Origin of the sequence: Streptosporangium sandarakinum, assembly GCF_050942225.1 — a bacterium.
In the GTDB taxonomy this organism is placed as follows: Bacteria; Actinomycetota; Actinomycetes; order Streptosporangiales; family Streptosporangiaceae; genus Streptosporangium; species Streptosporangium nondiastaticum.
Window position 1 is genome coordinate 4,055,605 of the sequence record NZ_CP192034.1, and the last position, 25,918, is coordinate 4,081,522.

A 25,918-nucleotide genomic window follows, 5' to 3' on the forward strand; every position below is an offset into this window, starting at 1 on the left:
GGCCGGGCGCCGATGAAGTAGTGAGGAAGACGCGTTCAAGCCCTACCGCCGACGACGCCCCGGCGAACCCGCTGAAGGTGACCATGGACGTGGTCGCCGCCTACGCCGACGCCATGCGCGAGATGACCGGCCGGTACGGCAAGCCGCCGGCACCCGCCACCCGCGCCCGCCGCCTGGCGTCGCCGTCGGCGCCGTACAAGCACCTGGCCGCCCACCGGCAGGTGCCGACCATGACCCCGAAGTGTCGCCGGAGCATCAGATGAGCCCCCGCTCCATGGCCACGACGACCGCCGCGGCCCTGCTGTCGACGCCGAGCTTGGCGAAGACGTGTTTCAGATGCGTCTTCACCGTCGTCTCGCTGATGAGCAGGGCGCGGGCGATCTCCTTGTTCGCCGAGCCCCGCGCCACCAGGCGCAGCACCTCCAGTTCGCGCGGGCTCGGCTCCTGGACCGGGGGCCTGCCGATGAGCGCGGACGCGATCGACGGGGCCAGGACGGCGCCGCCGGCGGCGGCCGTACGGACCGCCCGGTGCAGGTCCTCCCGCGGTGCGTCCTTCAGCAGGTAGCCCGCCACTCCGGCGGCCATGGCCCGCGTCACGTCGGCGTCCGTGTCGTACGTCGTCAGCACGATCACCTTGATCTCCGGGTGGTCCACATGGAGCCGCTGGATCGCGCCGACACCGTCGAGGCCGGGCATGCGCAGGTCCATCAGCACCACGTGCGGCCGCGCCCGCCTGGCCATGACCAACGCCTCGAACCCGTCGGACGCCTCCGCCACGACCTCGATGTCCGCCACGTGGTCGAACATGCCGCGCAGTCCGTCGCGGACCACCGGGTGGTCATCGACGATCATCAATTTGAGGGGATGCGCAGGCACAGCGCCGTCCCTTCTCCCGGTGCCGACTCCACCGTCAGTGTGCCACCCACGCCGCCGGCCCGCTCACGCATGGCCGCCAGCCCGTAACCCGCGCTCCGTACGGCCGGGTCGAAGCCCACCCCGTCGTCGAACACGTCGAGCGTCACCTCGTCGTCCATATAGGTCAGCGTGATCGCCACCCTGCCCGCCCGGGCGTGTTTCGCCGCGTTCGACAGCCCTTCCTGCGCCGCCCGCACCAGCGTTGTTCCCACCTCGCCGGACAGCGGCCGGGGCGTGCCCTCCACCGCCACGGTCGCCGTCACCCCCGACGTCCGCGACCACCGACCGGCCACCTCGGTGAGCGCCGCGTCGAGCCGCGCGTCGGCGAGCGGGCCAGGCCGCAGCGCGTCGACCGAGCGCCGCGCCTCCCGCAGGTTGTCGCGCGCTAGTTGTATTGACCACAAGCGTTGTTAACGCTGATTGGGCTTGATCATGGCGAAGACCTCCGGTGTGGTGGAGCTGTCTAGGAACGCACCACACGGAGGTCTTCGTGTCCCACCGTAACGCCCGGCTGACCGTTCACGGCAGGCGTCTGCTCATCGAGCGTGTCCGTTCGGGCCGCCCCGTCGCCCATGTAGCCGCCGAGATGGGCATCTCCCGCACCACGGCACACAAGTGGGTGCGCCGGTGGAAGCAGGAAGGAGACGCCGGGCTGGCCGACCGTTCCAGCCGCCCTCACAAAACACCGCACCGGACCGCGGCGGACGTCGAGGCGCGTGTCTGCCGGCTGCGACAGGACCGCAAGCTGGGCCCGGCACGCATCGGCCCGATCCTGGGCCTGCCCTCATCCACGGTGCACCGCATCCTGACCCGGCACCGGCTGAACCGTCTTGCGTTCCTGGACCGGCCCACCGGAGAAGTGATCCGCCGCTACGAACGGGCCCGGCCCGGCGAGCTGGTCCACGTGGATGTGAAGAAACTCGGCCGCATCCCCGCCGGCGGCGGCCACAAGGTCCTCGGCCGCCAAGCCGGCCGGGCCAACCGCAGCAGCGTGGGGTTCGACTACATCCACTCCGCCGTCGACGACCACACCCGGCTGGCCTACAGCGAGATCCACAGCGACGAGAAGGCCGCCACCTGCGCCGCCTTCCTGCGCAGGGCCGCCGCCTTCTTCGCCGCCTGCGGGATCGACCGCGTCGAACGGGTCCTGACCGACAACGCCTGGCCCTACCGCAAGAGCTTCGCCTGGCGGCAGGCACTAGCCGACATCGGCGCGACAGGCAAGCTCACCCGCATCTACCGGCCACAGACCAACGGCAAGGTCGAACGCTTCAACCGCACCCTGCTCGACGAGTGGGCCTACATCCGCACCTACACCAGCAACGACGAACGGACCCAGGCCCTGGCAGACTTCATCCACACCTACAACCACCACCGCTGCCACACCGCACTCGGCGGACAGCCACCAATCACCCGCGTCAACAACCCTGCGGGTCAATACAGCTAGTTCCTTGGCCAGTGCGATCCTCTTCTGTGCGGCGGGCAGATCGGGCATCGCCTGCTCGGCCGCCTCCAGCTGGGTGATGATCCCGCTCAGCCCCTGCGCGAGGGTGTCGTGGATCTCCCTGGCCAGCCTCGCCCGCTCCTCCAGCGCGCCGACCGTCCTGTTCTGCGTGCTCTGCCTGGACACGTAGTCCACGAACAGCCCGATCGCCACCACCAGGCCCGAGCTGCCGATGAGCCGCCAGACGGAGTTGGGCTCGTCCAGGTAGCCCCTGGCTGCAAACGTGCTGAGGACCGTCGCCACCGCCCCCACATAGGACCAGGGAGCGGCCAGCATCAGGTACGGCTGGGGCATCAGCCCGAAGATCACCACGTCGAAGGATCGATTCCGCGTCACCAGCGCGATGTAGAGCGCGCAGATGACCGCCAGGTGTATCGCCATCGGGCTGAGCCGCCCGAGCAGCCGCGGTCGCCGTACGACGAAGAAGCCGTGCCAGCCGGCCAGCAGCGCGACGATTCCCAGAGTCAGCGGGTCGGGGGCCGCGTCCTCGCCGAACGAGAGGACCAGTCCGAGCGCCAGACAGGCGTAATAGAGCACGTGGAAGGCGCGCAACCAGCGCGCCTCCCAGATGTTCACGCCCTCACTCCCATCGGAACAGCGTGGTGGCGACGGCCGTGGCCACCACGATTATCCCGGCGAGGACCAGCAGGGGGAAGACCGCGGCGGTCCCGGACCAGGCGACGTGAAGGGCGTCCACGCCGGGGGTCAGGGGCAGGAAGTCACCGATCCGGCGCAGCGAGTCGGGCAGGGCCTTCCTGGGTACGGCCGCGCCGGACAGAAAGATCATCGGGAACATGACCAGCATGCCGATCAGGCTCGCGCCCCTGGTGTTGCGCACGACGGCGGCTATCACGAAGCCGAGCGAGCAGACCATGACCGAGCAGAGCAGGAAGGCGGCGGCCAGTACGGGGACGTTACCGGGCGCCTGCGCGCCGAACACCGCGACCGCCGCGGCCACCAGGAGCACCGAGCCCACCAGGCCCGCGGCGACCTGCGCCACCAGCTGGGCGCCGAGCAGCAGAACGGGTGAGATCGGCGTGGTGGCCAGCCGCTTGAGCACCTTGCGCTCCCGGTAGGAGGCCACGATGCCCGGCAGCGCGCCCATCCCGCCAATGGCGACGATCATCGCGAGATACCCGGGGACCGCGTCGCCGTCGCCGCGCTTGAGCACCAGCAGCATGAGCGGGAAGGCCATCATGAAGAACAGTGAGGCGGGATCGCGGAGCAGCAGCCTGAGCTCGATGGCCGTCAGAGCGGTGAACGCCTTCATCGGTCCGCTCCCTCCAGCGCGAAGTAGGCCTCTTCCAGCGAGGCGGTCCCGGTCTGAGCGACGATGTCGCCCGGCGTGCCCATGGCCCGCACACGGCCGCGGGCGAGGACGGCGACCCTGTCACAGAGCGCTTCGGTCTCGTCGAAGTAGTGGCTGACCAGCACGACGGTGGTGCCCGTCATCTTCAGGTCGTTGACCAACCGCCAGGTCTCGCGGCGCGCGATCGGGTCCAGGCCCGTGGTCAGCTCGTCCAGCACGACCACCTCGGGGGCACCGACCAGGGCGAGCGCGAGCATCAGCCGCTGCTTCTGCCCGCCGGACAGGTCGCCGAACGCCTTCCTGGCCAGAGGCTGGAGACCCCAGCGCTCCATCAGCTGCCGCCAGTCCGCCGCGTCGCGATAGAAGGAGCCGAACATGCGCAGCGCCTCGGCGACCTTGATCCGCTCGGGCAGCGAGCTCTCCTGCAGTTGCGCGCCGATGCGCCGGGCCAGGGCCCGCCGCCGGCGCGCGGGGTCCTCGCCGAGCACCCGCACCGCGCCCGCGTCGGGTCGCCTGAGCCCGAGCAGACACTCAACGGTCGTGGTCTTGCCCGCACCGTTGTGGCCGACGATCCCGAACGTCTCACCGGCCCTGACCGTGAACGTCACCCCGTCCACGGCCCGTGTGTCTCCGTACGTCTTGCGCAGGTCTGTCACCTCGATGGCTTCCATGCCTCAAGGTTCGTGCGGGGGCGAGCCGTACGGCATCATCCATCACGTCGTCCGGCATCCCCCGTTCGGAGGATGGTCGCGCGGTGCGCGACGCCGCCGGGCAGGTGCTGCTGGTCGACCCGACCTGCAAAATGCTCCGCGGCCTCCAGCTGAGGCCGATGCCGTTTTCCGGCCCTTGAGCGAGACAGCCATGGGATTGTCTGACCCGGCGAGCGCATCACGCGCGCGGGTGTGACGTCGCCGGATGAATCGCCGTGTGCCACTAGCATCTTCATCATCCGTTCACCCGTTCGTCGGCCGCTGGAGCTGCTGCTGTGACGTTGCCGCGCATCGGAGTCGTCATCGTGACCATGGGCACCCGCCCTCGGGAACTGGACGCTCTTCTTGCTTCTGTGGCCAGGCAGGACGTGGCGCCCGAGCGCGTGGTGCTGATCGGCAACGCGACCCCGCTGACCGAGGTGGCAGCGGACGTGACCAAGATCCCGCTGGAGGAGAACCTCGGTTGTCCGGGAGGCCGCAACGTCGGCCTGGAGCTGCTGTGCGCCTCCGGTGAGGTCGACGTCATCGTCGAGCTGGACGACGACGGGCTGCTCATCGCCGACGACGTGTTCCGCACGATCCGGCAGCTGTACGCCGCCGACCCCGCCCTGGGGGTCGTCTCCTTCCGGATCGCCGATGAGCAGGGGCAGACTCAACGCCGGCACGTTCCGCGGTTGCGTGCCGGCGATCCGATGCGCGGCGGCCCGGTGACCGCCTTCCTCGGGGGTGCGCATGCCCTGTCGGTGCCGATGCTCAACGAGATCGGCGGCTGGCCCGGGCGGTTCTTCTTCGGGCATGAGGAAACGGACCTGGCGTGGCGGGCGCTCGACGCGGGGTGGAAGATCCTTTATGAGCCCGGCCTGGTTCTCCAGCATCCCAGGACGTCACCGGCCCGGCATGCGGTGTACTACCGGTTGACCGCCCGCAACCGGGTGTGGCTCGCGCGGCGGCGGCTGCCTGGTCCTCTGGTCCCGGTCTATCTGGGCGTGTGGATCGTGCTCACGCTCGTGCGGACCCACTCCGCCTCCGGGCTGAAGACGTGGGCCGCCGGGTTCCTGGAAGGGCTGCGAGCGGACTGCGGCGAGCGTAAGCCCATGAGCTGGGCCACGGTGTGGCGTATGACCCGGCTGGGGCGCCCGCCTCTGATCTGATCCGGGAACGGGAAAACACACGGATTCTGCCGGCCTGCGGCCCGGCGTGGCCCGCGCGGGTTCGTTGGATCTCCGCGATGGCTGCCGGCGCCCCGCGAGTGACTCCAGAAACGATGCCGGTGGAGTGAGTGAGCACCCGGGAAGCGGCTCACGCTTGTTGGCGCAGGCGGTCGATGCGGGTGAGCACGTCGTCCACGTGCGGGCGCACCTGGGCCTTCATCTCCTCGCTCCAGACCTCGTCCTGATAGTGGCAGGTGAGGTACAGGTCCCTGGCGTGCTCCAGGACGGGGCGGTGTTCCGGGGGTAGGCGGGCCATGGCCCAGTCCGCGGCGGCGTCCTTGGTTTTGATCTCGCCTGTGGCGAGGGTGGTCCAGACGCGGGCGAGGGTCAGCAGGACGTTGCGGGTGTCGTCGTCCAGGTCGGCCAGGAGTTCGGGGATTCCCGCAACGCTCGCCCGGACGAGGTCGGCGTGCGGCACCGGGTCCAGGAGCTCGGCGGGAGACGGACCGTTCAGGGGGTGGTCGCCGGCCAGGACCACCGTGAGAACCAGGGCCAGGTCCGGCATCGGGCCGGGCCGGGGAGGCCCGCCCGTCTGGAATTCGCCGCGCAGCCACTCGCCGTAGAGGAAGTCCCCGATCGGCGGGAACCGCCAGGGGCGGACCTCGGACTGGACGACGACGGTGAGTTCGACCGGCCGGACGGTGGGCGTGAGGCCGGAGATCTCCAGCAAGCCCTCGACAAGCGCCCGCCGCTCCCGCTCGTCGAGACTCCGCCGCGTGACGGCCAGGACGTCCAGGTCGCTGGCCGGAGCGAGACCCCCGAGTACGGCGGAGCCGTGGAGATACGTCCCCAGGAGCTCCGGCCCCACGACGCCGCGGACGAGGCCGACGGTCTGCTCGAGCTGATCCATCGCATCAGTATCGGACACGCCCGCTCACCGGCATGACCGTCGGCCATGCCTGCTCAACGACGCTCTGCCCGCCGAGGCCGGTTCACCCGCGCCCGTCGGCCAGGGCGCCCAGTACGGTGGTGATGTCGGTGCGCGGGCCGCGGTTGTAGGGCAGCTTGGCCAGCATCATGCCCATCGCGCAGGTGTCGGACAGGGCGGCGAAGGTCAGCCCGCCGCCGATGGCCGCGGCGAGCCACTTGGCCCGCGGGACCGCCGTACTGGCCAGGATCGAGCCCAGCACGACCGAGCCGGCCACCAGGCGGACCTGGCGCTCCAGGCTCCAGCGGGGCTTGCCCGACGCGACCGGCGCTCCGGCGGCCTGCCAGGCGGTGATGCCACCGGTGAGCACGCGCAGGCCGGACAGGCCCGCGGCCGCGAGGTCCTGCCCGGCCTGGGCGGCGCGCCGGCCGGACAGGCAGACCAGCACCGTCTGCTCGTCCAGGTGGGCGCGCAGCTCGGCGCGGTGCTCGCGCAGCAGGTCCAGCGGCACGTTGCGGGAGCCGGGGATGTGGGCGGTCTCGAACTCGCCGGGGGTGCGCACGTCGATCAGCCGGGGCGCGCGGCCGGACTCCAGCAGGTGCCGCAGGGACGCGACGTCCAGGGCGGGGGTCTCCGGGTTCGCGGCGGTGGTCATGTGGTTCTCCTTGTCGGACGTGATGGTGGCCGGCCGGTTTCCCGGGCGGTCGGCTCCCGGCCGGCCGGTTTCCCGGATGGTCGGCTCCCGAGCGGGCGGTTCCCGGACGGTTCCGGGCCGGTTTCCGGGTGGTCAGCTCTCGGGGGCGGTGATGGTCAGGCCCGCGCCGGCGGCGTCGGCGTAGGCGTCGTCGATGTGCACCGCCCGGCGTCCGGCCCGCCGTAGCAGGCTGGTGGCCGCGGCGGCCCGGTAGCCGGAGCCGCAGTGCACCCACACCGTCCCGTCCGGCACGTCGGCCAGCCGGTCCGGCAGGTCGGGCAGCGGGATGTGCACGGCGCCGTCGATGTGCCCGGCGCGCCACTCGTTCGTCAGGCGCACGTCCAGCACCGCGTCCGGGGCGGGCAGCCCGTGCGGCGCCTGCCCGGCGCGGGCGGCGGCCAGGTCGGCGAACGTTGCGACGGCCAGCGTGCCGAGGCGGATCTCGTCGCCGCCGGCCCACTCCTCCGGGGTGCCGGTCGCGGCGGCGGCCGGCCGGTCGACGCCGATGCGGGCCAGCTCGCGCTGGGCCGCGGCGACCTGCTCCGCGGACTCGCCCAGCAACGTGATCGGCGCGCCCCACGGGGCCATCCAGCCCAGCCAGGTCGACATCGGCCCGTCCAGGCCGAAGCTCAGGGTGCCGGTCAGGTGCCGCTGGGCGAAGGCCTTGCGCGAGCGGAGGTCCACCACCCACTCGCCGGCCGCGATCCGCTCCCGCAGCCGCCCGGCGTCGGCGATCTCGGCCGGGGTCAGGTCGATCAGGCCGGCGCCGGCGCTGTTGCGCGCGCCCATGTGGGCGTAGTAGGCGGGGTAGGCGTCCAGTCCGGCCAGGGTCTGGGCGACGAAGTCGTCGGCCTCCAGCCGCAGCGCCGGGTTGGCCCGCCTCTCGCGGCCGATGGTGGAGTCCGGGGCGTCGGACTGGGTGGCCGAGCAGAAGCTGCCGAACCCGTGGGTGGGCCAGACGTGCGCGCCGTCGGGCAGCAGGTCGGCCAGGCGGCGCACCGAGGCGTGCTGGTGGTGGGCCAGGGTGTGGGCGTGCTGCTCGCCGAGCAGGTCGGTGCGGCCGGTGGTGCCGAACAGCAGCGACCCGCCGGTGAACACCCCTTCGGGGCCGTCGGGGCCGGACAGGACGTACGACAGGTGGTGGAAGGTGTGTCCCGGGGTGGCCACCGCCGAGACGCGCATGGCCTCGGACAGGGTGATCTCGTCGCCGTCGGCCACCGGCAGCCGGTCGAAACCGACGGTGTCGGCTCCGGCGACCAGGTAGGTCGCGCCGGTCACCTGGGCCAGGGCCAGCCCGCCGGAGACGTAGTCGTTGTGCAGGTGGGTCTCGGCCACGTGCGTGACGCGCACGCCGAGCCGGCCGGCCAGGGCCAGGATCCGGTCGATGTCGCGCTGCGGGTCGACCACCAGCGCGACGCGGCCGTCGTGGGCCAGGTAGCTGCGGTCGCCCAGGGAGGAGGTCTCCACCACCTCGACGTGGATCGTGGTCATCGTCGTTACCGCCTTCGCGTTGTCGGGTTCGGAAGCAGGGCCGGGCCGCCGCGGTACGGCTCGCGGGCGGCCGTCCCGGTGACCGTCATCGTGCGTCTCCTTGTCGGAAATACCGGGTGGGGTATCCACCGATCAGCAGGATATACCTAGGGGGGTATCTATCGGTCAGGGGTATCCGCAGTTCAGAAGGGATGCCCGCCCGCCGGGACCGGCGAACGGGCATCCGGGCCGGACGTTCCCGCCGGGCCCGCGAGGCCCTGGGGCGTCTCAGGACAGGGCCAGGAACAGCTTCTCCAGCCGCTCAGGGCTGATCGGCGGCTTCTCGCCGTTCTCCCGCGCCAGCTGGCACTGCTGCAGGCCGGTTGAAATGATCTTGAATCCGGCCCGGTCCAGCGCCTTGGACACCGCCGCCAGCTGGGTCAGCACCCGCTCGCAGTCCTCGGCGTTCTCGATCATCGCGATCACCCCGCCCAGCTGACCGTGGGCCCGCTTGAGCCGGTTGAGGGCGTCGGACAGAACCGCCGCGTCCATCTCCATGCTTCACCTTCTCGCCCGAGGTACGCCCGGCCGCGGGAGGAACGCGGGTTCTCACCACCCCGGGCAGGGCGGCCCGGCGGCGCCCTCACTTCCCTGCAACCATACCCCCATCGGTATTCTTCCCCGCAGCACCGTCCGGCCCCGCCCCCCGGCCGCTCTCCTCCCGCCCGGCGAGCAGACGGCGGACGGCCTCCTGAGCGGCCGCCTCGACCTGGCGCAGCGCCTCCTCCCTGGCCTGGGAACGCGCCTCGGCCACCGCGACGGCGGTGCGCGCCTCGTCGCGCTCGGCGCGCGCCGCGTCCCGCTCCGCGCGGGCGGCCCGCAGCTCCTCCCCCACGGCGTCGCGTCCGGCAAGGGCCCGGTCGCACTCGTCGCGCGCCTGACGCGCCGCGGCCCGCTCCCCTGCCAGCTCCTCCCGCAGCCGGGTGAGCTCCGCGGTGAGCTCCTCGCGGACCCGCCCGGCCTCCGCCCGGGCCTCCTCGGCGTCGGTCAGGGCCCGGTCGCGTTCGGACTCGGCGCGCTCGGCGCGGCCGGCGGCGGCGGTCAGCCGTTCCCCCGCCCGGGTGAGTTCGGCGGTGCGCTCGGCCAGCGCGCCCTCCAGCGCGGTGATCCGCGCCTCCTGCTCGGCCTGCGACGCGGCGGCCCGCTCGCGCTCGCCGGCCGCCGCCGCGGTCAGCGCCGCCAGTTCGGCGGCCCGGTCGCGCGCGGACTCCTCGGCGGCGGCGGCGTGCCGTACGGCCTCGGCGGCGGTCTGCTCGGCGCGGGCACGCTCGCTCTGGTGCTCCCCGACCGCCCGCCAGGCCGCCCGCTCGCTGTCCTCCGCGCGCTCCCGTACGGCGGCGGCCTCGCTCACGCTGGTGCGCGCGGCCTCGACCTCGGCCTTGGCCCTGTCCTGCGCGGCGGCGGCGCGGCGCTCGGCGGCGGTGACGCGTTCGGCGGCGCGCTGCTCGGCGAGCGCGGCGGCGGCCCTGGCCTCCTCCGCGGCCTCCTCGGCGGCGTCGAGCTGGGCCAGGGCGCCGGTGGTGGCGGCGTTCAGCTGCGCGGTGAGCGCCGCCAGCGCCGCGGCCCACTGCTCCCCGCGCTCAGCAGCGGGGCGGCCAGCGCCTCGGCGCGCCGCAGCGCCTCGGCCACGACCGGCGTGTGGGTGGCGGCGCGGGCGCGGTGGGCGGCGGCCCGGCAGGAGTCGCTGCAGTACACGGCCGGGCGCCCACCGCGCCGTCCGGAGATCTCCAGCCGGTTGCCGCAGCCGGAACGGGCGCACACCGGCCCCTGGCGGTCGCGCGGGTCCTCGTCTCCGGACGGCCGTGTCACGGGCCCGGTGTCCTCGCCGCCGGGCGGGCGCGCCGCGAGGCCGATGTCCTCGCCCGCGGGTTCCGTACGGGGTGCCGGTGGAGGGGATCCTGTTTCCGCCATGAGCGTGAGTGACCGCCTGTCGCAGGAGAAGGCCGAGGCCGGACCGGTGAACGCGGCACAACGTTACCGGTGACGGCGGGGCCCGCGTCGGCACGGGCGGACGGGAGACGCCGGCGGCGGTGGGGGCCGGCACCACGACCGAGGTGTCGGCGAAGTCGACCCCGGCGGCGGTGACGCGGATCAGGACCTCGCCCTGGCCGGGGCTCGGCACCGGTCGCCGAGGGCCGGGTCCGGCTCAGCGAAGATCGCCGGTGATGATCCACAGATGCCCGAACGGGTCACGAACGCGGCCCGAGCGCTTGCCGTAAAACCGGTTCTCGATCGGCACGAGCACCTCGGAGCCGTGTTCGACCATGCGTTCGCCGACCGCATCCGGGTCGTCGACGTCGATCTCAAGGAGGACCGCGGAGCCGCCGAGGTCGCTTGGCGACAGCCACCCCCACGAGGAGACGGCAGGCGAGACCCGGAAGGACGAACCACCGATGCGGTGCTCCACGACGGAGGGCCGGCCATCGTCACCCAGTGGGGCCCGGAACACTTCCTCGGCGCCGAGGACGTCATGGTAGAACGCCGATGCGCGGTCCGGGTCGGGCACGATCAGACGGGGAGTCAGGCGGGTATTCGGTGTCATGCCCCCATCGTGGGGCCGGGTGGCGGCGGTGTATTGAACATTTGGGAACGAACCACGCCCGTACCGGCCGGCCGTCAACCGGAGGCGCGACCCTCCCCCGGTGGCCGGTCGCCGGCCGACGGACCCCGCACGGCCAGACCCTCGGCGCGCAGCCACTCGGTGGGCGTGCACCCGGCCATGGCCCGCCACTCCCGAGTGAAGTGCGCCTGGTCGGCGAATCCCGACATGGCGGCCACCTCCGCCAGAGCGGCTTCGCCGGCGGCGGCCACGAGCCGGCCCCGGGCGGTCTCGAAGCGGACGAGCCGTTGGTATTCCTTCGGCGTCACCCCGAGCTCGGTACGCACCATGCCGCTCAGGTGCCGCCGGGAGCACCCCAGCAGTTCCGCGGCTTCCCGCACCCGGGAAGTGCCGGCCAGGGCCGCGAGCGTGGCCCGCATCCCGCGGTGGTCGGCGCGCTCGCCGTACCGGGCCAGGCCGGTGAGCAGGGAGCGTTCGACGAGGGCGCGACGTTGTGGCCAGGACCGGCAGGCCGCCAGACGCTCCGGCAGCTCGGCCATAGCCGGGACGACGTCGGCGAGGTCGATGACATGCCCGGCCAGCGCCGCCGCCGGGACTCCCAGCAGCGCGCCGACACCCGATGGGCGGAGCGTCAGCCACACGCCGCGCGTGCACCCCTCCTGCCTGAGCTCGGCCGCGCTCAGATGGAGCCCGGCCACAACGGCCCGGAGCCGTGTGCGGGACCCGGGCCGCCCGACCCACGCGACCTCAAGCGAATCCTCCTCGGGGATCGTGATGGACACCGTGGACGAGGGAAGCCCGCGATGAACGCCGGCCCGCCCCGGCCCGAGATCGTACGGATCCAGTGTCGCCACGAACGGCGCCAGGGCCGTGGACATCGGATTCGCGCGTACGGTCACCCCGTCACCGTACGCGCCGGAGTCCACAGGGGTGATCTGCGAGCGGCCGGACGGCGGGCGCCGTCCCCCACGGGCGGGGCGGCGGCGCCCGGGGGGGAGAGAGAACGCGCCCGGCGCCCGATCGGCGCCGCCTGGGGAAGGCTGAGCGGCATGCTCCGGGCCCGGCCTGCGGTCCTTCGGCGGCCCTCAGCCGAGCTGTTCGGCCAGTCCGACGATGATGCCCTCGGGGCCGCGGACATAGCAGAGCAGAAAGTCGTCCTCGTACCGCGTCACCTCGCCGACGAGTTCGGCGCCGTGGGCGCGCAGGCGGGCGACGACGTCCTCGATGTCGTCGACGGCGAACATGACGCGGCGAATGCCCAGCGTGTTCGACGGCGCGTTCTTCGGCTCGGGGCTGATCGCCTTCGGCGTGTGGAACATCGCCAGCTCGATCCGGCCGTGGCCGTCCGGGGTCCGCAGCATCGCGACGTCCTGCCGGACGTCGTCGACCCCGATGACACGCTCCACCCAGCGTCCCTCGATCGGTCCCCTGCCCTCCAGTTCCATGCCGAGTTCGACGAAGAACGCGATGACGGCGTCGAGGTCGTCGACGACGATGAGGACGTTGTCCATCCGCTGGATCGTCATGCCGGGTCTCTCCTCGGTGCGGTGCGGTGCGGCCACGGTGGCCGCATCCGTCCATGGGACGGAGCCGCCGGGCCGTTCTCGACATCTTCCATGACATCCTCTTCGAGTCGCGCCCGTGTCGCGGCGGTGCGCACGCCGAGAACGCGCGGCCCGCTCCGTCCGGCTCATGGACGCGCCGGACAGGCACGTCGGCCCCGGACTCCCGGCTCCACCCCGGCTCCCGGTCCCTCGGTCCGGCCCGACGGGGCGGTCGCGTTCAGCGCGGGATCGCCCAGGTCGGCGTCCAGGTCCCGGCGGCGTCGTGGCCGGCCGCCGCGGCGGCGAGATGGGCTCGGAGGGTGGCCAGCGCGGGGTGGGCGTTGTCGCGGTGCCACAGGAGCGAGTGCGGGTAGACGGGTGTGGGGTCGGTCACCGGGATGCGGCGCAGGCCGTGGTCGGCGGGCCAGACGAGGCGGGTCTGCCCGCCCATGAAGGTGGCCAGGGCCGGGGTGTCGGCGATGGTGTCCAGGAGCGCGTCGGAGCCGAAGTTGGGACCGGTCGCCTCGATGGTGAGACCGAACTCGGCGACGAGGTCGTCGTAGTAGGCGGCCCACTCTGTACCGGGGACGACGCCGGGCATCCAGATCCGGTGCCCGGCGAGCTGGGCGATGGTCACCGACCGGGCGCCCGCCAGCGCGTGGGCGGGACCGGTGAGGAGCTGGAGCGGCTCGTCGATCACCCGGACGGACTCGATGTCCTCGGGAAGGGGCCGGCCGGGCATGGCGACGGCGCGGAAGGACGCGTCGATCACGCCAGACCGGATGGCGGTGACAGCCCTCTCGATGTCGAACAGCATCACCACGTCGAGGTCGATCTCGGGGTGCGCGCGGTGGAAGCCGCGCATCATGCCTGACTGTGCGCTGCGCGAAGTGATCACGTCGACGCGCAGCGGACGGCTGCCGGCGCGCACGGACGCGACCGCGCGCTCGGCGACGCGCAGCAGCTCGCGCGCGTGGGGCAGGAACGCCTGCCCGTCGATGGTGAGCTCGGCGCCGCGCGGCGTGCGGGTGAACAGCCGCACGCCGAGGTCGCGCTCCAGCGCGGCGATGCGCTTGGAGACGGCCTGCTGGGTGACCGCCAGCTCGGCGGCGGCCTCCTGGAACTGCCCCGCGTCGACGGCGGTGACGAAGGTCCGGACGATGTCGAGATCCATGCGGACACCCTATGAGTACAACCACTGGTTGTAGCCAAGTGACCCTGCGGTTGTTTGATCTCCAGGCACGGTGCTCGCTTTGATGCTTCCGATCGCGGATCGGTTGTACGGGCGAGAGACGAGGGGCGTCGGACATGCGGAACGGGCACCGGCTGGGACGGCCGTTCGGGTGGCTGTGGGGAGCGTACGGGACCAGCGCGCTCGGCACGTGGCTCGCCTTCGGCGCGTTCCCGCTGATCGCGGTCCAGGTGCTGCACGCCGGGCCGGCGGAGGTCGCGGCGCTGTCCTCCGTGGGGGCGGCGGTGGGCGCGGCCGTGGCGGTGCCGCTCGGCCCATGGGTGGAGTTCCGCCGTAAGCGGCCGGTGCTGATCGGGATGGACCTGGTGCGGTTCGCGGCGTTGCTGACGATCCCCGCCGCGTTCGCGCTCGGCGTGCTCTCCTTCGTCCAGCTCATGCTGGTCTCGGTCGTCGTCGCGGCGGCCGACATCACCTTCCGCGCCGCCTCCGGCGCGTACCTGAAGACGCTGCTGCCGGCCGAGGACCTGCTCGTCGCCAACGCCCGGTTCGAGTCCACGACCTGGACGGCCACGATCGTCGGGCCGCCGCTGGGCGGTGCCGCGATCGGGCTCCTCGGGCCGGTGGCGACGGTGATGGCCGACGCGCTCAGCTACCTGCTCTCGGCCCTGGGCATCCGCGCGACGGGCGACCAGGAGCCGCGGCCCGAGCGCCGGGAGGCCGCGCGCATGCGGGCCGGGGACCTGCTCGACGGCTGGCGGTACATCCTCGCCGACCCGGCGCTGCGCCCGCTGTTCTTCAACACCGCCATGTTCAACGGCCTCGTGATGGCCGTCGACGCGCTGCTGGCCGTCCTGATGCTCGGCCCGCTCGGGTTCACCCCGTGGCAGTACGGCCTCGCCTTCGCCGCTCCCGCGATCGGCGGGCTGCTCGGTTCACGCCTGGCCCGGCCGCTCGTCGCCCGGTTCGGGCAGCACCGGGTCCTGGTCGTGACCGGGGTGCTGCGCGTGCTCTGGCCCGTCGGCCTGGTCTTCCTGGGACCGGGCACCGGAGGGCTGCTGCTGGTGATGGGCGTCCAGCTCGGGCTCATCTTCTGCTGCGGGGTCTTCAACCCCGTCTGCGCCACCTACCGCCTCGAACGCACCGCGACCGACCGGATCACCCGCACGCTGTCCGCCTGGGCGGTGACGACCAAGGCCTCGACCGCGCTTCTGACGGCCGTCTGGGGAGTGCTGGGCGGACTGCTCGGCCCGCGTACGGCCATCGGCCTGGCCGGCGTGCTCCTGCTGGCGACCCCGCTGCTGCTCCCCCGGCGCGCCGCGGCGCGGCGAACCGCGGCTCACGCATCCGATGTGCAGTCGGCCCCCGGCACGTGATCGCGCGTGTCAGGGGCGCCCTCATCACCCAAGGAGAGAAAATGACCGTCACGACCCCGGCGCTGGACCCCCGGACGACCGCGCTGCTCGTCATGGACTACCAGCGGGGAATCCTGGCCTCGCTCCCCGGCCCGGCAGGCTCGGAAGCGCTGCTGTCACGGGTGGCCGGCGCCATCGCCGACATGCGGGCGCACGGCGCCGCCATCGCCCACGTGCGGGTCGGATTCACCGAAACCGACTGGGCGGCGATCCCGTCGGCCAACAGGACTTTCTCCCTCATCGGCGAGCAGCGCCTCATGCACCACGCGGATCCCGCCACGAGCATCCACCATCGGCTCGCCCCCGAGCCCGGTGACATCACCGTCCGCAAGACCCGCTTCGGCGCGCTGTCCACGACGGACCTGGACCGGCGGCTGCGGGATCGCGGAATCACCACGCTGGTCATCGCCGGCGTCACCACCAGCGGCGCCGTACTGTCCACCGTCACCGACGCCGCCGACCGCGACTACCGGCTCCACGTCCTCTCCGACGGCGTCGCCGACCCGGACCCGCAGGTCCACCAGACCCTGATGACCGGTGTTCTCCCGAGACTGGCCCACATCATCGACACCGCCGAACTGCGCTCGCTCCTGCACGAGAGCCGTCCCGCCAGGACGGAGACCGGCGGGACGGCCGGGCCCGGCCGCTGACCGGGTCGGCGTCGCGCGCCGGGCGCGGATCAGCCGTGGTGTCTCGCCGGGTCGCGACGCGCGCGGGTCCGCTCGGCGCGACCCGGTGGCCCTTCTCCGTCTCCCGGCGGTCACCGAATTTCAGCGATAGGCCGCTCGCTCGCCCAAAAACGCCCAAACTTATACCTAGCCGTCAATTGTTGAAAATACCAGCCAGAGCCCCTGGAACCAATTCGCTATTTCCCACCACGGCGGGCTTGAGGGCGTCTTTCGTGGTTCACTTCAATTTAAAAACATCCTTTACGGGCGAGGGGGTTTACGTGCGGGAAGAGAATCCTGCACCTCGGGACGAGGTGCTCTATCTGGCCGCCGGTTTAAGCGATCTCCTTGTGGAGGGGCTGCGAAGTGTCACCCACCGCCTTCCCGGCCTGAGCCAGGTGCGTCAGGAACTGCGCGCCCGCGGCGAGTTGGCGGTCAAACGGCTGGACACGACCCCGCAGCCGCATCTGGAGCTGCTGGCCCGGCAGGTTGTCGAGCGCGGCCTGCATGAGTGACCTTCGGCTCCGGGTGGACCGGGCGCTGGAGCGGTTCGTCGAGGCGGAGATCGCGGAGTTGCTGGCGCTGGACGCCGAGTTGACCCCCATCGCCGACCAGGTGCGCGTCTCGATCGCCGGAGGCAAACGGATCCGCCCGGCATTCTGTTACTGGGGATGGCGAGCTGCGGGCCGGCCCGACGCCGACGCGGTGGTCCGCGCCGCCGCGGCGTTGGAACTGGTGCACGCCGCCGCGATCGTGCACGACGATCTCATCGACCGCAGCCCGTTGCGGCGCGGCCGGCCCACGGCTCACGAGAAACTCGGCGACGCCCTGGCCGTCATGATCGGCGATCTGCTGATGGCCTGGGCGGGGCGGCTGTTCCACACCTCGGGCCTGCCACTGACGTTCCTGGCCCGAGCCGTTCCTTCATGGACGACGCTGGGCCGTGAGCTGGTGGCGGGCGAGTGCCTGGAGATCCTCCGTACCGGAGGCGCCCCCGACCTCGCTCGGTCGCTGACCATCGTCCGGTTCAAGACCGGCTCCTACACCGTCGAGCGGCCACTGCAGATCGGCGCCGTGCTCGCCGGCGCGAACCCCGCGACGCTGAACACGCTGGCGGCCTACGGGCGTCCGCTCGGCGAGGCGTTCCAGCTGCGGGACGACTTGTGGGGCGTGTTCGGCGACCCCGAACGAACCGGCAAGTCGGCCCTCGATGATCTGACGGGCCGCAAACCGACCGCGCTGCTGGCCCTGACGCTGGACAAGGCGTCCGAGCCGGACCGTCGGCGGCTGCATGACCTGCTCGACGGACCGCCCACCCCGGACGACGCCGCGGAGATACGGGACATCATGCGGCGGTCGGGAGCCGTGACCCAGGTACGGCAGATGATCGACGAACGCGCCCGGGCCGCACAGGCGGCCATCGACGGGGCCCGGCTGGCGACGGACGCCGCCGAAGCCCTGACCCGACTGATATGCGAGGTCACCGCGGATGCATGACTACACCGAGGAGTACATGAACGGGCTCCGGCTCGAAGGCGACCGGCTTGCCGACGCGACCGTCGAGGCCCTGTTCGCCGGTGGCGACGTAGGCAGGTTCAACACCCTCATGCGCTGGTTCACCACCTCCGGTCAGGCGTTGCCCGAAGGTCTTCCCGACGCCGCCCGCGAGTATCTGAACGCCACGGCCACACCGCCGGACTGGGTCGACTGGACGGTCATGGAGCAGGCCAGGCAGTTCTTCGTCGACAACGACGTGCACATCTCCACCGCCCTGTCGTTCGCGGCGATGCCGGCGTGCTACATGATCCCGCACGTGGCCAAGCTGCTGTCGGCGACGCACTCGCTGGCCTACCCCTCCCGGCGAATGGCTGAGACCGGACAGTTCACCGTCTATCTCATGCAGCCCGACGCGTTCCAGGCGGGCGGGCGGTTCCTCCCGGCCGCGCAGAAGGTACGGCTCCTGCACGCCTCCATCCGCCGCCACCTCAAGCAGGAGGACAGGTGGCCGGAGCCCGTTCCGATCTGCCAGGAGGACATGCTCGGCGGGCTGATGATGTTCAGTCTCCAGGTGCTGGACGCCCTGCACCGGATGGGCGTCCACATCAGTCCCGACGGGGCCGAGTCCTACTACTACGCCTGGAAGGTCGTCGGCACCATCCTGGGCGTGGATCCGGCGGCCATCCCCTCGGATCTGGAAGCGGCCCGCCGGTTCTCCGACCGGTACATGCTCCGTCATATGGGACCTTCTCCAGAAGGGGCGCATCTGACGCGGCAGCTGATCGACATGTACGAACAGGTCGTCCCTGGAACGTTCCTTGATCCCGTCGTGCCCGCCCTCGTCCGCTTCCTGATCGGTGACACCGCGGCCGACTGGCTTCAGGTCCCCGGCTCCCGCTGGGACTCCATCGCGAAGATCGGTCCGGTGCTCCTGGACGCGCTCGAACGGTTCGAAGACAGCGGCCCCTGGGCCGAGCAGCTGTCCGACCGGCTGGGCCGCCTGGTCACGAAGCTGGAACTGTCGTCGCTGACCCGAGGCCGCGTCATGCACTACGCCATCCCCGAGGAGCTCAAACCCGACTACGGGATCGCCCCGCGAGCAGCACGCTGGACTCCGCCTCCGCCCGCCTCGACGTCAGCCCCCCCGGGGAACAACGGAAGCCGATAGCGCTAGGCGCTCCCGGAACCCCGAAAGCGTGTCACCGTGCGGGCTGTGACTCGGCCCGGGGCTCGGGGGCCTCTCCGGCCTGGATGGCGGCGAAGTCGGCACGGACCTGGGCGACGGCTTCGGGGTACGCCTCACGCTCGGCGTGCTCGGCGAGCGCCCGGGTGAGGCGCCCCTCGCGGCCGATTCGGCGGCGTCACGCGGTGCCACGGACGTCACCCGGAAGTCCTGGGCGTCACGCCGGCGGCCGGGTGAGTTTGGCGGCCACGGCATCGAGGACCCAGTCCAGGCCGGTCGCGAAGGACGTCTCGGCGTCCACCTCCGTGCCGTCGTGCACGACCCTGGCGAGCGCGGGGAAGCGGCCCGTGGCCAGCATCCTGGTCACATGCGGGCCGTGGGCACGCTGCCAGTCGAGCTTGGACAGGCCCGTGGCGCGCTCGGCCCGCAGGTTCGCGATCTCGCGCCTGATCGCGCCGGTGGAGTAGGCGCTGACGGTCTCCACGGCGCGCATGACGGTGTCGAGGTCGGCGAGGCCGTCGAGGGCGGCCAGCGTGCCCTCGGCCACGGCGAGGGCGTTGGGGCCCAGTGCCGGACGGCCGCCGAGCAGGTCGGCCAGCCATTCGTGACGGAGGGCGGCTTGCCTGATGCGGTGGGAGTGGACGCGGAGCGCCTCCCGCCAGTCGCCGGGCCGCTCCTCGGGGAGGATCTCCGCGTAGACCTCGTCCACCATGAGGTCGAACAGCTCCTCCTTGGTGGAGATGTATCCGTACAGCCGCATCGGGCCGACGTCCAGCCGGGCGGCGACCTTGCGCAACGAAACCGCCTCCAGCCCGCCCTCGTCGGCCAGCGCGATGGCGGCGGCGACGATTCGCTCCCGGTCGAGCGGCACGGGGCGAGCCGGCGGCTCCGGCCGATCCCACACAGTCATACGGTGCATCGTACTGTTGCGATACAGCGTAATAATAAAATACAGTGTATCGATATGAGACAGCGTATCGCCGTGATCGGGGGCGGCCCCGCCGGCCTCACCTTCGCCCGCGTCCTGCACCGCCACGGTCACCCCGTCACCGTCTTCGAACGCGACCCCTCCCCCGGCGCCCGTCCCCCAGGCGGCACGCTGGACCTGCATGAAAACCTGGGCCAGCTCGCGCTGGACAAGGCGGGGCTGCTGGCGGAGTTCCAGGCGCTGTCCCGTCCCGAGGGGCAGGCCATGCGCATCCTGGACGTGGACGGGACCGTCCTCCGCGACTGGCGACCCCGCCCGGATGACCGGGCCAATCCCGAGATCGACCGCGGGCAACTCCGTGACCTGCTGCTCGGCCCCCTGGACGTTCAGTGGGGGCGGGGCGTGACGGAAGTGGGGCCGGGAACCCGGGACGGCGTGCCGGTCCGTTTCGCGGACGGACGACAGGAGACGTTCGACCTCGTGGTCGGCGCGGACGGCGCCTGGTCCCGGGTCCGCCCGGCGGTATCGTCCGCGACGCCGCACTACACCGGCGTCACCGTGGTCGAGACCTCCCTGGACGACGTCGACACCCGCCACCCCGACCTCGCCCGGCTGATCGGTGACGGTTCCATGGCCGTGTACGGCATGAACCGCGCCCTCGTCGCCCAGCGCAACAGCGGCGGCCACGTCAAGGTGTACGCCCAGTTCCGCGCGCCGCTGGACTGGCACACGAACCTGGAGCGGCATATGGGCCTGAACCGGCGCGCGGGCCTGGACGCGGGCCTGGACCTGGCCGACGCCGAGGCCGTGCGATCAAGCCTGCTGGCCCTGTTCGACGGCTGGGCCGCTCCCGTCCTCGACCTCCTCCGCCATGGCACCGCTTTCGTCCACCGCCCCCTCTACGTCCTGCCCGTGTCCCACACCTGGGCCCACGTCCCCGGGGTGACACTGCTGGGCGACGCCGCCCACCTGATGCCCCCGCTGGGGGTGGGCGCGAACCTCGCGATGCTGGAAGGCGCCGAACTCGCCGAGTCCGTCGCCTCCGCCCCCGCCCCCGGCGATCTGGACGAGGCCGTCCGCGCCTTCGAGGAACAGATGTGGGCACGGGCCGGCAGGTGGGCGAAGATCACGACGGCCGGCCTGGAACGCCTCGTGAGCCCGGACCCCGCCGAAGCCCTCGCCCTCTTCGACGAGCTTCAGCCGTCCTGACCGCCGAACGCGAGAGCGCCGACACCAGCGGCTCGCCGGGTCAGGCGACGTCCCCGGCGGGCAGTGTTCGCCTGGCCCGTCGCCACAGGAGCCCGCGGAGGTCGTTCAGGGCCTGCGGCCGTGGAAGGTGCGGCGCAGGTCGTTCACCCAGGCGTCGGGGTTCTCCCAGGGGATGAAATGGCCGCCGTGGTCGTGAGCGTTGACGTTGACGTGGTTGAACCAGTCGCCCTGAGGGCCGGTCTTGAACGCCTGGACGCGCTCGGCGGCGGTGTGGATGCCGGGCGGGTTCTCGTATGTGACGAAGGTGATGCCGACCGGGGCCTGCACGACCGGGGTGCGGTCGTGGGCGGGGGCCCAGGGGTAGCGGTTGGCGTTGGCGTAGTAGCGCATCGAGGTGGCGATGGAGTTGTTCACCCAGTAGATCGTGGCGTGGGTGAGCAGGTCGTCCTTGGTGAAGACGGATTCGACGTCGCCGCCGTTGTCGCTCCAGGCGTTCCAGCGCTCCAGCAGCCAGGCGAGCAGTCCGGCGGGTGAGTCGCTCAGCCCGTGGGCCAGGGTGGCGCCGTCGAGCGTGTGCACGGCGAGGTGGGACGCCGAGCGGTGGTCCAGCTCGATGATGCGGGCGCGGACATCGGCGGGCTGGTCGTCGGTGAGGGGCCGGTTCCGGGCGAAGTCCCAGGCGCGGGGGCCGTTGAAGAAGTCGAGCGGCAGCCCGGAGCCGATGTGGATGCCGTACAGCTCGTCGGCGTACTTGTGGCCGAGCTGGCTGGAGACGATCCCGCCGATGTCGCAACCCCCGGCGGCGTACTTCTCGTACCCCAGGGTCTCGGTCATCAGGGTGTGCCAGAGGTCGGAGACCTTCCAGAAGTTGACGTCCGGGAAGCCGGTGAGCGGGCCGGGGAAACCGAAGCCGGGCAGAGACGGCACGATGACGTCGAAGGCGTCGGCGGGGTCGCCGCCGAACGCGGCCGGGTCGGCGAGCGGGTCGATCACCTTCGACCAGTGCCAGAACGTCCACGGCCAGCCGTGGGTGAGGATCAGCGGGATCGGACGGGGGCCGCGGCCGGGCTTGCGCATGAAGTGCACCGGGACACCGGCGACGCTCACCCGGTAGTGCTCGTGGACGTTGATGGCGGCCTCGGCCTTGCGCCAGTCGTAGCCGTCCCGCCAGTAGGCGACCAGCTCGCGGAGATAGCCGCCGGGGACGCCGTAGGACCAGTCCCCATTCCCCTCGTCCAGCGGCGGACGGGTCGATGCGAGGCGGGCGCGCAGGTCATCGAGGACCTCGTCGGGCACGTGGATCGGAACGGGCTTGAGGGGGAAGGCATGCGGGGTGCTCATCGCGTGGTTCCTTACTGGGGTGTGCCGTCGGCCTGCTGGGCGGCGAGCCGATGGTCTTCCGCCAGGATTCTCCGGCCGCCCGGCCCGTCGGCCGACCATCGAATGACGACAGACACAGCGAGTGCCCAACGAACCAGGACATTCTGGTGCGAAGGTGCGTCGCCAATCCAATCACATTCGATTCCGATTCATGACAGGGTTCAACCACAGATAGGCTCCGTCCTCCGCCCGGAGAGGACCCCGACGGCGGACCTGGTCTGCGAACGGGTCTCGACCGGCCGGCGGTCGGCCGACCGCCGGCACCTCGTCCTTACCGGGGCCCAGATCGAGGACCCGGGCCGCTTCGGCCGCCTCCATCCGCTCCCCCCTGCCCGGGTAGATCATGACCAGCAGGTGCTGCGGGGTCCAGGCGTCGTCGTCGGGTCGGCCCGATGCGCGACGCCGAGGTCGGTGAGAGTTCGGGGTTGGCTCGTGTCGGCCGTCCGACGGCAGGGCGGCCTGTGGCGGGCTCGGGGACGTACTCGTGGATGGTCGAGCGGCTGACGCCGAGCAGATGGCGATGGAGGGACAGCGTTCCGCGGCCGTTGACGGCCCCGCACGGAACGCCGGCCCGGCGGTCTGAACGGGTGGGATGCGCCTGTCAGGCGGCGCCGTAACCGGACAGGGCGGGCTCCAGCAGGTCGAATGCTTCGTTGGCATCGGTGGCGATCGTCTGGGCGATCTGATCGTTGGGGTGTCCGGCGAGGGTGAGGGTCTGGATGCGGTGGAACAGCATGCGGTGGACGGCGCCCAGCAGGGCGGCGGCGGTCTGCACGGTGATGTCGTCGGGCTGAGCGGCGGTGACGTCGGCGAGGGCCCGGGCAAGGTGGTGTTCGCGCTGGTCGTGCAGGCCGCGCAGGCAGGCGCTCAGAGTCGGGCTGTCGGCGATCATGCGGGCGAATCGCCGGCCGGAGAAACCGGCGACGGGGTCCTGGGCGGCCACGGCGTCGGCGAACACGCGGCGCAGTGCGGCCAGCACCGACTCTCCTGGGCGCCGGGTGGCGACGGCGTCGGCCAGGGAGGCGGCGAACTGCTCCTGGTGGTCCAGGGCCAGGTCTTCTTTGCGGGGGAAGTAGTTGGTGACGGTCTTCTTGGCCACGCGGGCGGCGGCGGCGATCTCGGCGATGGTCGTCTGCTCGAAGCCCTGGGCGATGAACAGCCGGGTCGCGTGGTCGGAGATGAGCTGCCGGGTCTCGTGCTTCTTGGCCTCGCGTAGCCCGGCGGCCGGGGCGGGAGTGTGGGTAGCCATGACGCAATCTTACCCTCGTAGCATCTTTATGTTGACACCATCGACGCCTTGGGCTAAATTTACCTCCGTCGTAAGTTTACGATGATGGAACACCGAGTCCGAAGGAGGGCGTCCATGCTCCGGCACACCCACGACGCCGCCGCGCCCCGGGTCGAGCCTGGTCGTGTGTCTCAGACGCGACAGCCCGAGCAGGCCCCGCTGCGCGGCGCCGAACTGCGTCGTCCGCCGTCCGACCACAACATTCGTGTGTCGCAGCAAGCCCGGGGCCGGCGCATCGCCCCCCGGCGCCGCAGCTACTGACCCCACCCCACCCCACCAAGAGGAGATGCCGTGCAGTTCATCGCTTCCACCGTCTCGCTGACCGTCGACGACGTCGCCGCCTCCCAGGCGTTCTTCACCACCCACCTGGGCTACACCGTCCAGCGGGCCGCCGACGGCTTCGCCTCCCTGTCGCGCGACGACGCGACCGAGATCGTCCTGCTCGCCCGCGGCATCGAAGTGCTGCCGCCCGAGCAGCGCGACCAGCGTGCCAGCGGTCTGATCCTCGCCTTCACCCTCGCCGGCGGCCTGGCCGAGCAGGAGAAGCGGCTGCGTGACGCCGGGGTACAGATCACCATGCCGCTGCGCCAGGAGCCCTGGGGCGAGGCCCTGTTCCAGGTCACCGACCCCAATGGCGTGATCGTCCAGTTCGTCGAATGGGTCGCCTCCGAACACGGCTGACGCGGCGTCCACTTCGGCGCCCCGACCGGGCACACCATCGAAATGATCACGGAAGGAACCCCGCTTGGCCCCCGACCCGATGACCGTGCACCCACTGCCCGCCCACGAACGAGTGGTCTTCCTCAAACCGCTGGTCAGCTCGCCGACGATCACCGTGGGTCAGTACACCTACTACGACGATCCCGACGGCGCCACCGGCTTCGAGCAACGCAACGTGCTGTACGCCTACGGGCCGGAGCGGCTGATCATCGGCAAATACTGCGCGATCGCCTCCGGCACCCGCTTCCTGATGGCCGGCGCCGGCCACCCGACGATGGGCGTGTCCACCTTCCCGTTCACCATGTTCGGCGGCGAGTGGGCCGAACGCACCCTCGACATCATCACCGGCATGCCCAGCCGGGGCGACACCGTGGTCGGCAATGACGTGTGGTTCGGCTACCAGGCCACCGTCATGCCCGGGGTGACCATCGGCGACGGAGCCGTCATCGCGGCCGGCGCCGTGGTCACCGCCGACGTGCCGCCGTACACGATCGTCGGCGGGAACCCGGCCAGGACCATCCGCCGCCGCTTCGCCGACGCCGACGTCGAAGCACTGCTGCGGGCCGCCTGGTGGGACTGGCCCGTCGGCCTGGTGACCGAGAACGCCCGCACCATCATGGCCGGCGCCCCGGCCGACATCGCACGCATCGCCGCCGCGCACGGCCTGGAGAAGAGCCTTTGACCCACCTGACCATCGAAGAGTACGCCGTGGCCGACCGCGCCGCCGGGCCGTACGCGATCGCCACGGGACCGGACGGCGCCCTCTGGGCGGCGCTGGAAACCGGCGCCCCCGCCCGCATCGCCCCCTGACCACCGCAGCGCCGAAAGGATCCCATGACGGCAATCGACGCAGCCGCGGAATTCGACCGTCAGGTCCACAACCTGATCGAACGGGAGTACCCGGCGATGGCCGGTCTGACGCCCGAGCACTTCCGGTCTCTGGTCGCTCCCCTGCGCGACCTCGCCGCGACGACCGGAAACCTCCCCCGCGAGCCCGGCAACGGCCGGTTCCCGTTCGTGCTCGTGGTCACCCGTCAGGTCGTCCCGATCGAGCAGATGATGCCGCGCACCACCCTGCGCGGAAAGGCCGGACCGGGTTTCGTCGACCATTCCTTCGAGCCCGGCTCCCTGGAGCGATTCGTCGCCATCACCGAAACCGAGCTTCCGGACCAGCCGGTCCACCTCCTGGTGGACATCGAACGCGGCGAGGAGTTCTGCGGGGCCGTACCCCGGGACGCCATGGACACCATCACCGCCCGGGGGCGCACCCTGCTCACCATTGAGGAGGGCATCGCGGTGATCACCCAATTTCCGGAGGCCCTGGTCAAGAACAAGTGCTTCTCCCTCGGCGGCTCCCGCTCCGGTGACCGCCGGGTCCCGGCGCTGTGGATCAGCCAGAACGCCCCCAAACTCGGCTGGTGCTGGGAACGCAATCCGCACACCTGGCTCGGCATGGCCTCCGCAGGCGATCGTCACGCGGCCGCATAGAGGCCGCACCGCGCTGCTCACGGTCACCGCCAAGGACGAGCCACGCCGTCAGCCTCGGAGAGAGCTCTGGGCATTGACCATGGAAGAAGGCGGCCGTGCCGGATCGGG

General features: G+C 71.7%; 30 protein-coding genes and 1 pseudogene. 14 read left to right on the top strand and 17 right to left on the bottom strand.

Translation table 11 applies throughout. The features are described from left to right. The first annotated feature begins 20 nt into the window (after positions 1-20). Positions 21-263, top strand: a complete 243-nt coding sequence (locus ACQP10_RS18745) for a hypothetical protein (protein WP_433541834.1) — start codon at positions 21-23, stop codon at positions 261-263. Here the strand turns inward: ACQP10_RS18745 and ACQP10_RS18750 are convergent. Both ACQP10_RS18750 and ACQP10_RS18755 read right to left on the bottom strand, forming a co-directional pair. Further along, positions 256-852 carry a response regulator gene (locus ACQP10_RS18750; protein WP_390002153.1) on the bottom strand — a complete coding sequence of 199 codons (597 nt, stop codon included), beginning with the start codon at positions 850-852 and terminating at the stop codon, positions 256-258. The genes ACQP10_RS18745 and ACQP10_RS18750 overlap by 8 nt on opposite strands. Further along, entirely contained in the window at positions 852-1,319 is a 468-nt protein-coding gene (locus ACQP10_RS18755; protein WP_433541835.1) for a sensor histidine kinase, read from the bottom strand. Before ACQP10_RS18755 ends, ACQP10_RS18750 begins: the two co-directional genes overlap by 1 nt. A gap of 86 nt (positions 1,320-1,405) precedes the next feature. Between ACQP10_RS18755 and ACQP10_RS18760 the strand changes: the two genes are divergently transcribed. Continuing rightward, positions 1,406-2,362, top strand: coding sequence for an IS481 family transposase (locus tag ACQP10_RS18760; RefSeq protein WP_433539471.1), 957 nt, complete (start codon positions 1,406-1,408; stop codon positions 2,360-2,362). Positions 2,363-2,416: 54 nt separating this feature from the next. Here the strand turns inward: ACQP10_RS18760 and ACQP10_RS18765 are convergent. From ACQP10_RS18765 to ACQP10_RS18775, 3 genes and pseudogenes are all read right to left on the bottom strand, one after another. Next, positions 2,417-2,800 (bottom strand): annotated as a pseudogene (locus tag ACQP10_RS18765) (histidine kinase dimerization/phosphoacceptor domain-containing protein); the annotation flags it as partial. A 199-nt stretch (positions 2,801-2,999) separates the two neighbouring features. Continuing rightward, positions 3,000-3,689, bottom strand: a complete 690-nt coding sequence (locus tag ACQP10_RS18770; protein ID WP_346021436.1) for an ABC transporter permease — start codon at positions 3,687-3,689, stop codon at positions 3,000-3,002. Continuing rightward, positions 3,686-4,399, bottom strand: a complete 714-nt coding sequence (locus tag ACQP10_RS18775; RefSeq protein WP_346021435.1) for an ABC transporter ATP-binding protein — start codon at positions 4,397-4,399, stop codon at positions 3,686-3,688. The genes ACQP10_RS18770 and ACQP10_RS18775 overlap by 4 nt, the downstream gene beginning before the upstream one ends. Before the next feature lie 314 nt (positions 4,400-4,713). On the opposite strand from ACQP10_RS18775, the gene ACQP10_RS18780 reads away from it, so the two are divergent. Next, the gene (locus tag ACQP10_RS18780; protein ID WP_433541836.1) at positions 4,714-5,589 is read left to right on the top strand and encodes a glycosyltransferase family 2 protein; all 876 of its coding nucleotides are present in this window, start codon (positions 4,714-4,716) and stop codon (positions 5,587-5,589) included. A 148-nt stretch (positions 5,590-5,737) separates the two neighbouring features. On the opposite strand, the gene ACQP10_RS18785 is transcribed toward ACQP10_RS18780, so the two are convergent. The 9 genes from ACQP10_RS18785 to ACQP10_RS18825 all read right to left on the bottom strand — a co-directional run bounded on the left by ACQP10_RS18785 (position 5,738) and on the right by ACQP10_RS18825 (position 14,019). Further along, complete coding sequence (locus ACQP10_RS18785; RefSeq protein WP_433541837.1) at positions 5,738-6,499, bottom strand: aminoglycoside adenylyltransferase family protein; 762 nt, start codon at positions 6,497-6,499, stop codon at positions 5,738-5,740. 82 nt (positions 6,500-6,581) lie between these two features. Next, on the bottom strand, positions 6,582-7,172 hold the full coding sequence (locus ACQP10_RS18790) for a rhodanese-like domain-containing protein (protein ID WP_346021432.1): 591 nt from the start codon (positions 7,170-7,172) through the stop codon (positions 6,582-6,584). 132 nt (positions 7,173-7,304) lie between these two features. Beyond that, positions 7,305-8,702: an MBL fold metallo-hydrolase gene (locus tag ACQP10_RS18795; protein ID WP_433541838.1), complete on the bottom strand. Its 1,398-nt coding sequence runs from the start codon at positions 8,700-8,702 to the stop codon at positions 7,305-7,307. Between the two features lie 267 nt (positions 8,703-8,969). After that, a complete protein-coding gene (locus ACQP10_RS18800) occupies positions 8,970-9,239 on the bottom strand; it encodes a metal-sensitive transcriptional regulator (RefSeq protein ID WP_346021430.1) in 270 nt (89 codons plus the stop codon). 85 nt (positions 9,240-9,324) lie between these two features. Beyond that, a complete protein-coding gene (locus tag ACQP10_RS18805; RefSeq protein ID WP_433541839.1) occupies positions 9,325-10,500 on the bottom strand; it encodes a hypothetical protein in 1,176 nt (391 codons plus the stop codon). A gap of 387 nt (positions 10,501-10,887) precedes the next feature. After that, positions 10,888-11,283 carry a VOC family protein gene (locus ACQP10_RS18810; RefSeq protein ID WP_346021428.1) on the bottom strand — a complete coding sequence of 132 codons (396 nt, stop codon included), beginning with the start codon at positions 11,281-11,283 and terminating at the stop codon, positions 10,888-10,890. Positions 11,284-11,357: 74 nt separating this feature from the next. After that, positions 11,358-12,083 carry a helix-turn-helix domain-containing protein gene (locus tag ACQP10_RS18815; RefSeq protein ID WP_433541840.1) on the bottom strand — a complete coding sequence of 242 codons (726 nt, stop codon included), beginning with the start codon at positions 12,081-12,083 and terminating at the stop codon, positions 11,358-11,360. Between the two features lie 303 nt (positions 12,084-12,386). Further along, the gene (locus ACQP10_RS18820) at positions 12,387-12,812 is read right to left on the bottom strand and encodes a VOC family protein (RefSeq protein ID WP_392571999.1); all 426 of its coding nucleotides are present in this window, start codon (positions 12,810-12,812) and stop codon (positions 12,387-12,389) included. Positions 12,813-13,083: 271 nt separating this feature from the next. Then, positions 13,084-14,019, bottom strand: coding sequence for a LysR family transcriptional regulator (locus ACQP10_RS18825; protein WP_346021425.1), 936 nt, complete (start codon positions 14,017-14,019; stop codon positions 13,084-13,086). A 134-nt stretch (positions 14,020-14,153) separates the two neighbouring features. Here ACQP10_RS18825 and ACQP10_RS18830 point away from each other — a divergent pair, with 134 nt between their 5' ends. The 5 genes from ACQP10_RS18830 (at position 14,154) to ACQP10_RS18850 (ending at position 18,782) form a co-directional block, all read left to right on the top strand. Continuing rightward, positions 14,154-15,410, top strand: a complete 1,257-nt coding sequence (locus ACQP10_RS18830) for an MFS transporter (protein ID WP_346021424.1) — start codon at positions 14,154-14,156, stop codon at positions 15,408-15,410. A gap of 41 nt (positions 15,411-15,451) precedes the next feature. Further along, a complete protein-coding gene (locus ACQP10_RS18835) occupies positions 15,452-16,099 on the top strand; it encodes a cysteine hydrolase family protein (RefSeq protein WP_346021423.1) in 648 nt (215 codons plus the stop codon). Positions 16,100-16,350: 251 nt separating this feature from the next. Further along, entirely contained in the window at positions 16,351-16,632 is a 282-nt protein-coding gene (locus ACQP10_RS18840) for a hypothetical protein (RefSeq protein ID WP_346021422.1), read from the top strand. Then, a complete protein-coding gene (locus tag ACQP10_RS18845) occupies positions 16,625-17,614 on the top strand; it encodes a polyprenyl synthetase family protein (RefSeq protein ID WP_346021421.1) in 990 nt (329 codons plus the stop codon). The genes ACQP10_RS18840 and ACQP10_RS18845 overlap by 8 nt, the downstream gene beginning before the upstream one ends. Continuing rightward, positions 17,607-18,782: an oxygenase MpaB family protein gene (locus ACQP10_RS18850; RefSeq protein ID WP_433541841.1), complete on the top strand. Its 1,176-nt coding sequence runs from the start codon at positions 17,607-17,609 to the stop codon at positions 18,780-18,782. The genes ACQP10_RS18845 and ACQP10_RS18850 overlap by 8 nt, the downstream gene beginning before the upstream one ends. Before the next feature lie 232 nt (positions 18,783-19,014). Here ACQP10_RS18850 and ACQP10_RS18855 read toward each other — a convergent pair whose 3' ends face one another. Then, complete coding sequence (locus tag ACQP10_RS18855; protein WP_433541842.1) at positions 19,015-19,707, bottom strand: TetR/AcrR family transcriptional regulator; 693 nt, start codon at positions 19,705-19,707, stop codon at positions 19,015-19,017. Between the two features lie 3 nt (positions 19,708-19,710). Here ACQP10_RS18855 and ACQP10_RS18860 point away from each other — a divergent pair, with 3 nt between their 5' ends. After that, positions 19,711-20,934: an FAD-dependent oxidoreductase gene (locus ACQP10_RS18860; protein WP_433541843.1), complete on the top strand. Its 1,224-nt coding sequence runs from the start codon at positions 19,711-19,713 to the stop codon at positions 20,932-20,934. A 105-nt stretch (positions 20,935-21,039) separates the two neighbouring features. Here the strand turns inward: ACQP10_RS18860 and ACQP10_RS18865 are convergent, their stop codons facing one another. Both ACQP10_RS18865 and ACQP10_RS18870 read right to left on the bottom strand, forming a co-directional pair. After that, positions 21,040-22,275, bottom strand: coding sequence for an epoxide hydrolase family protein (locus ACQP10_RS18865; RefSeq protein ID WP_346021417.1), 1,236 nt, complete (start codon positions 22,273-22,275; stop codon positions 21,040-21,042). Between the two features lie 640 nt (positions 22,276-22,915). Next, a complete protein-coding gene (locus ACQP10_RS18870) occupies positions 22,916-23,563 on the bottom strand; it encodes a TetR/AcrR family transcriptional regulator (RefSeq protein ID WP_346021416.1) in 648 nt (215 codons plus the stop codon). A 165-nt stretch (positions 23,564-23,728) separates the two neighbouring features. Between ACQP10_RS18870 and ACQP10_RS18875 the strand changes: the two genes are divergently transcribed. From ACQP10_RS18875 to ACQP10_RS18895, 5 genes are all read left to right on the top strand, one after another. After that, entirely contained in the window at positions 23,729-23,863 is a 135-nt protein-coding gene (locus ACQP10_RS18875) for a hypothetical protein (RefSeq protein WP_346021415.1), read from the top strand. A gap of 30 nt (positions 23,864-23,893) precedes the next feature. Further along, a complete protein-coding gene (locus ACQP10_RS18880; RefSeq protein ID WP_346021414.1) occupies positions 23,894-24,283 on the top strand; it encodes a VOC family protein in 390 nt (129 codons plus the stop codon). Between the two features lie 64 nt (positions 24,284-24,347). Then, positions 24,348-25,004 carry a CatB-related O-acetyltransferase gene (locus ACQP10_RS18885; RefSeq protein WP_346021413.1) on the top strand — a complete coding sequence of 219 codons (657 nt, stop codon included), beginning with the start codon at positions 24,348-24,350 and terminating at the stop codon, positions 25,002-25,004. Then, the gene (locus ACQP10_RS18890; RefSeq protein ID WP_346021412.1) at positions 25,001-25,132 is read left to right on the top strand and encodes a hypothetical protein; all 132 of its coding nucleotides are present in this window, start codon (positions 25,001-25,003) and stop codon (positions 25,130-25,132) included. The genes ACQP10_RS18885 and ACQP10_RS18890 overlap by 4 nt, the downstream gene beginning before the upstream one ends. Before the next feature lie 24 nt (positions 25,133-25,156). Further along, complete coding sequence (locus ACQP10_RS18895) at positions 25,157-25,810, top strand: DUF5701 family protein (protein ID WP_433541844.1); 654 nt, start codon at positions 25,157-25,159, stop codon at positions 25,808-25,810. Positions 25,811-25,918 lie beyond the last annotated feature (108 nt).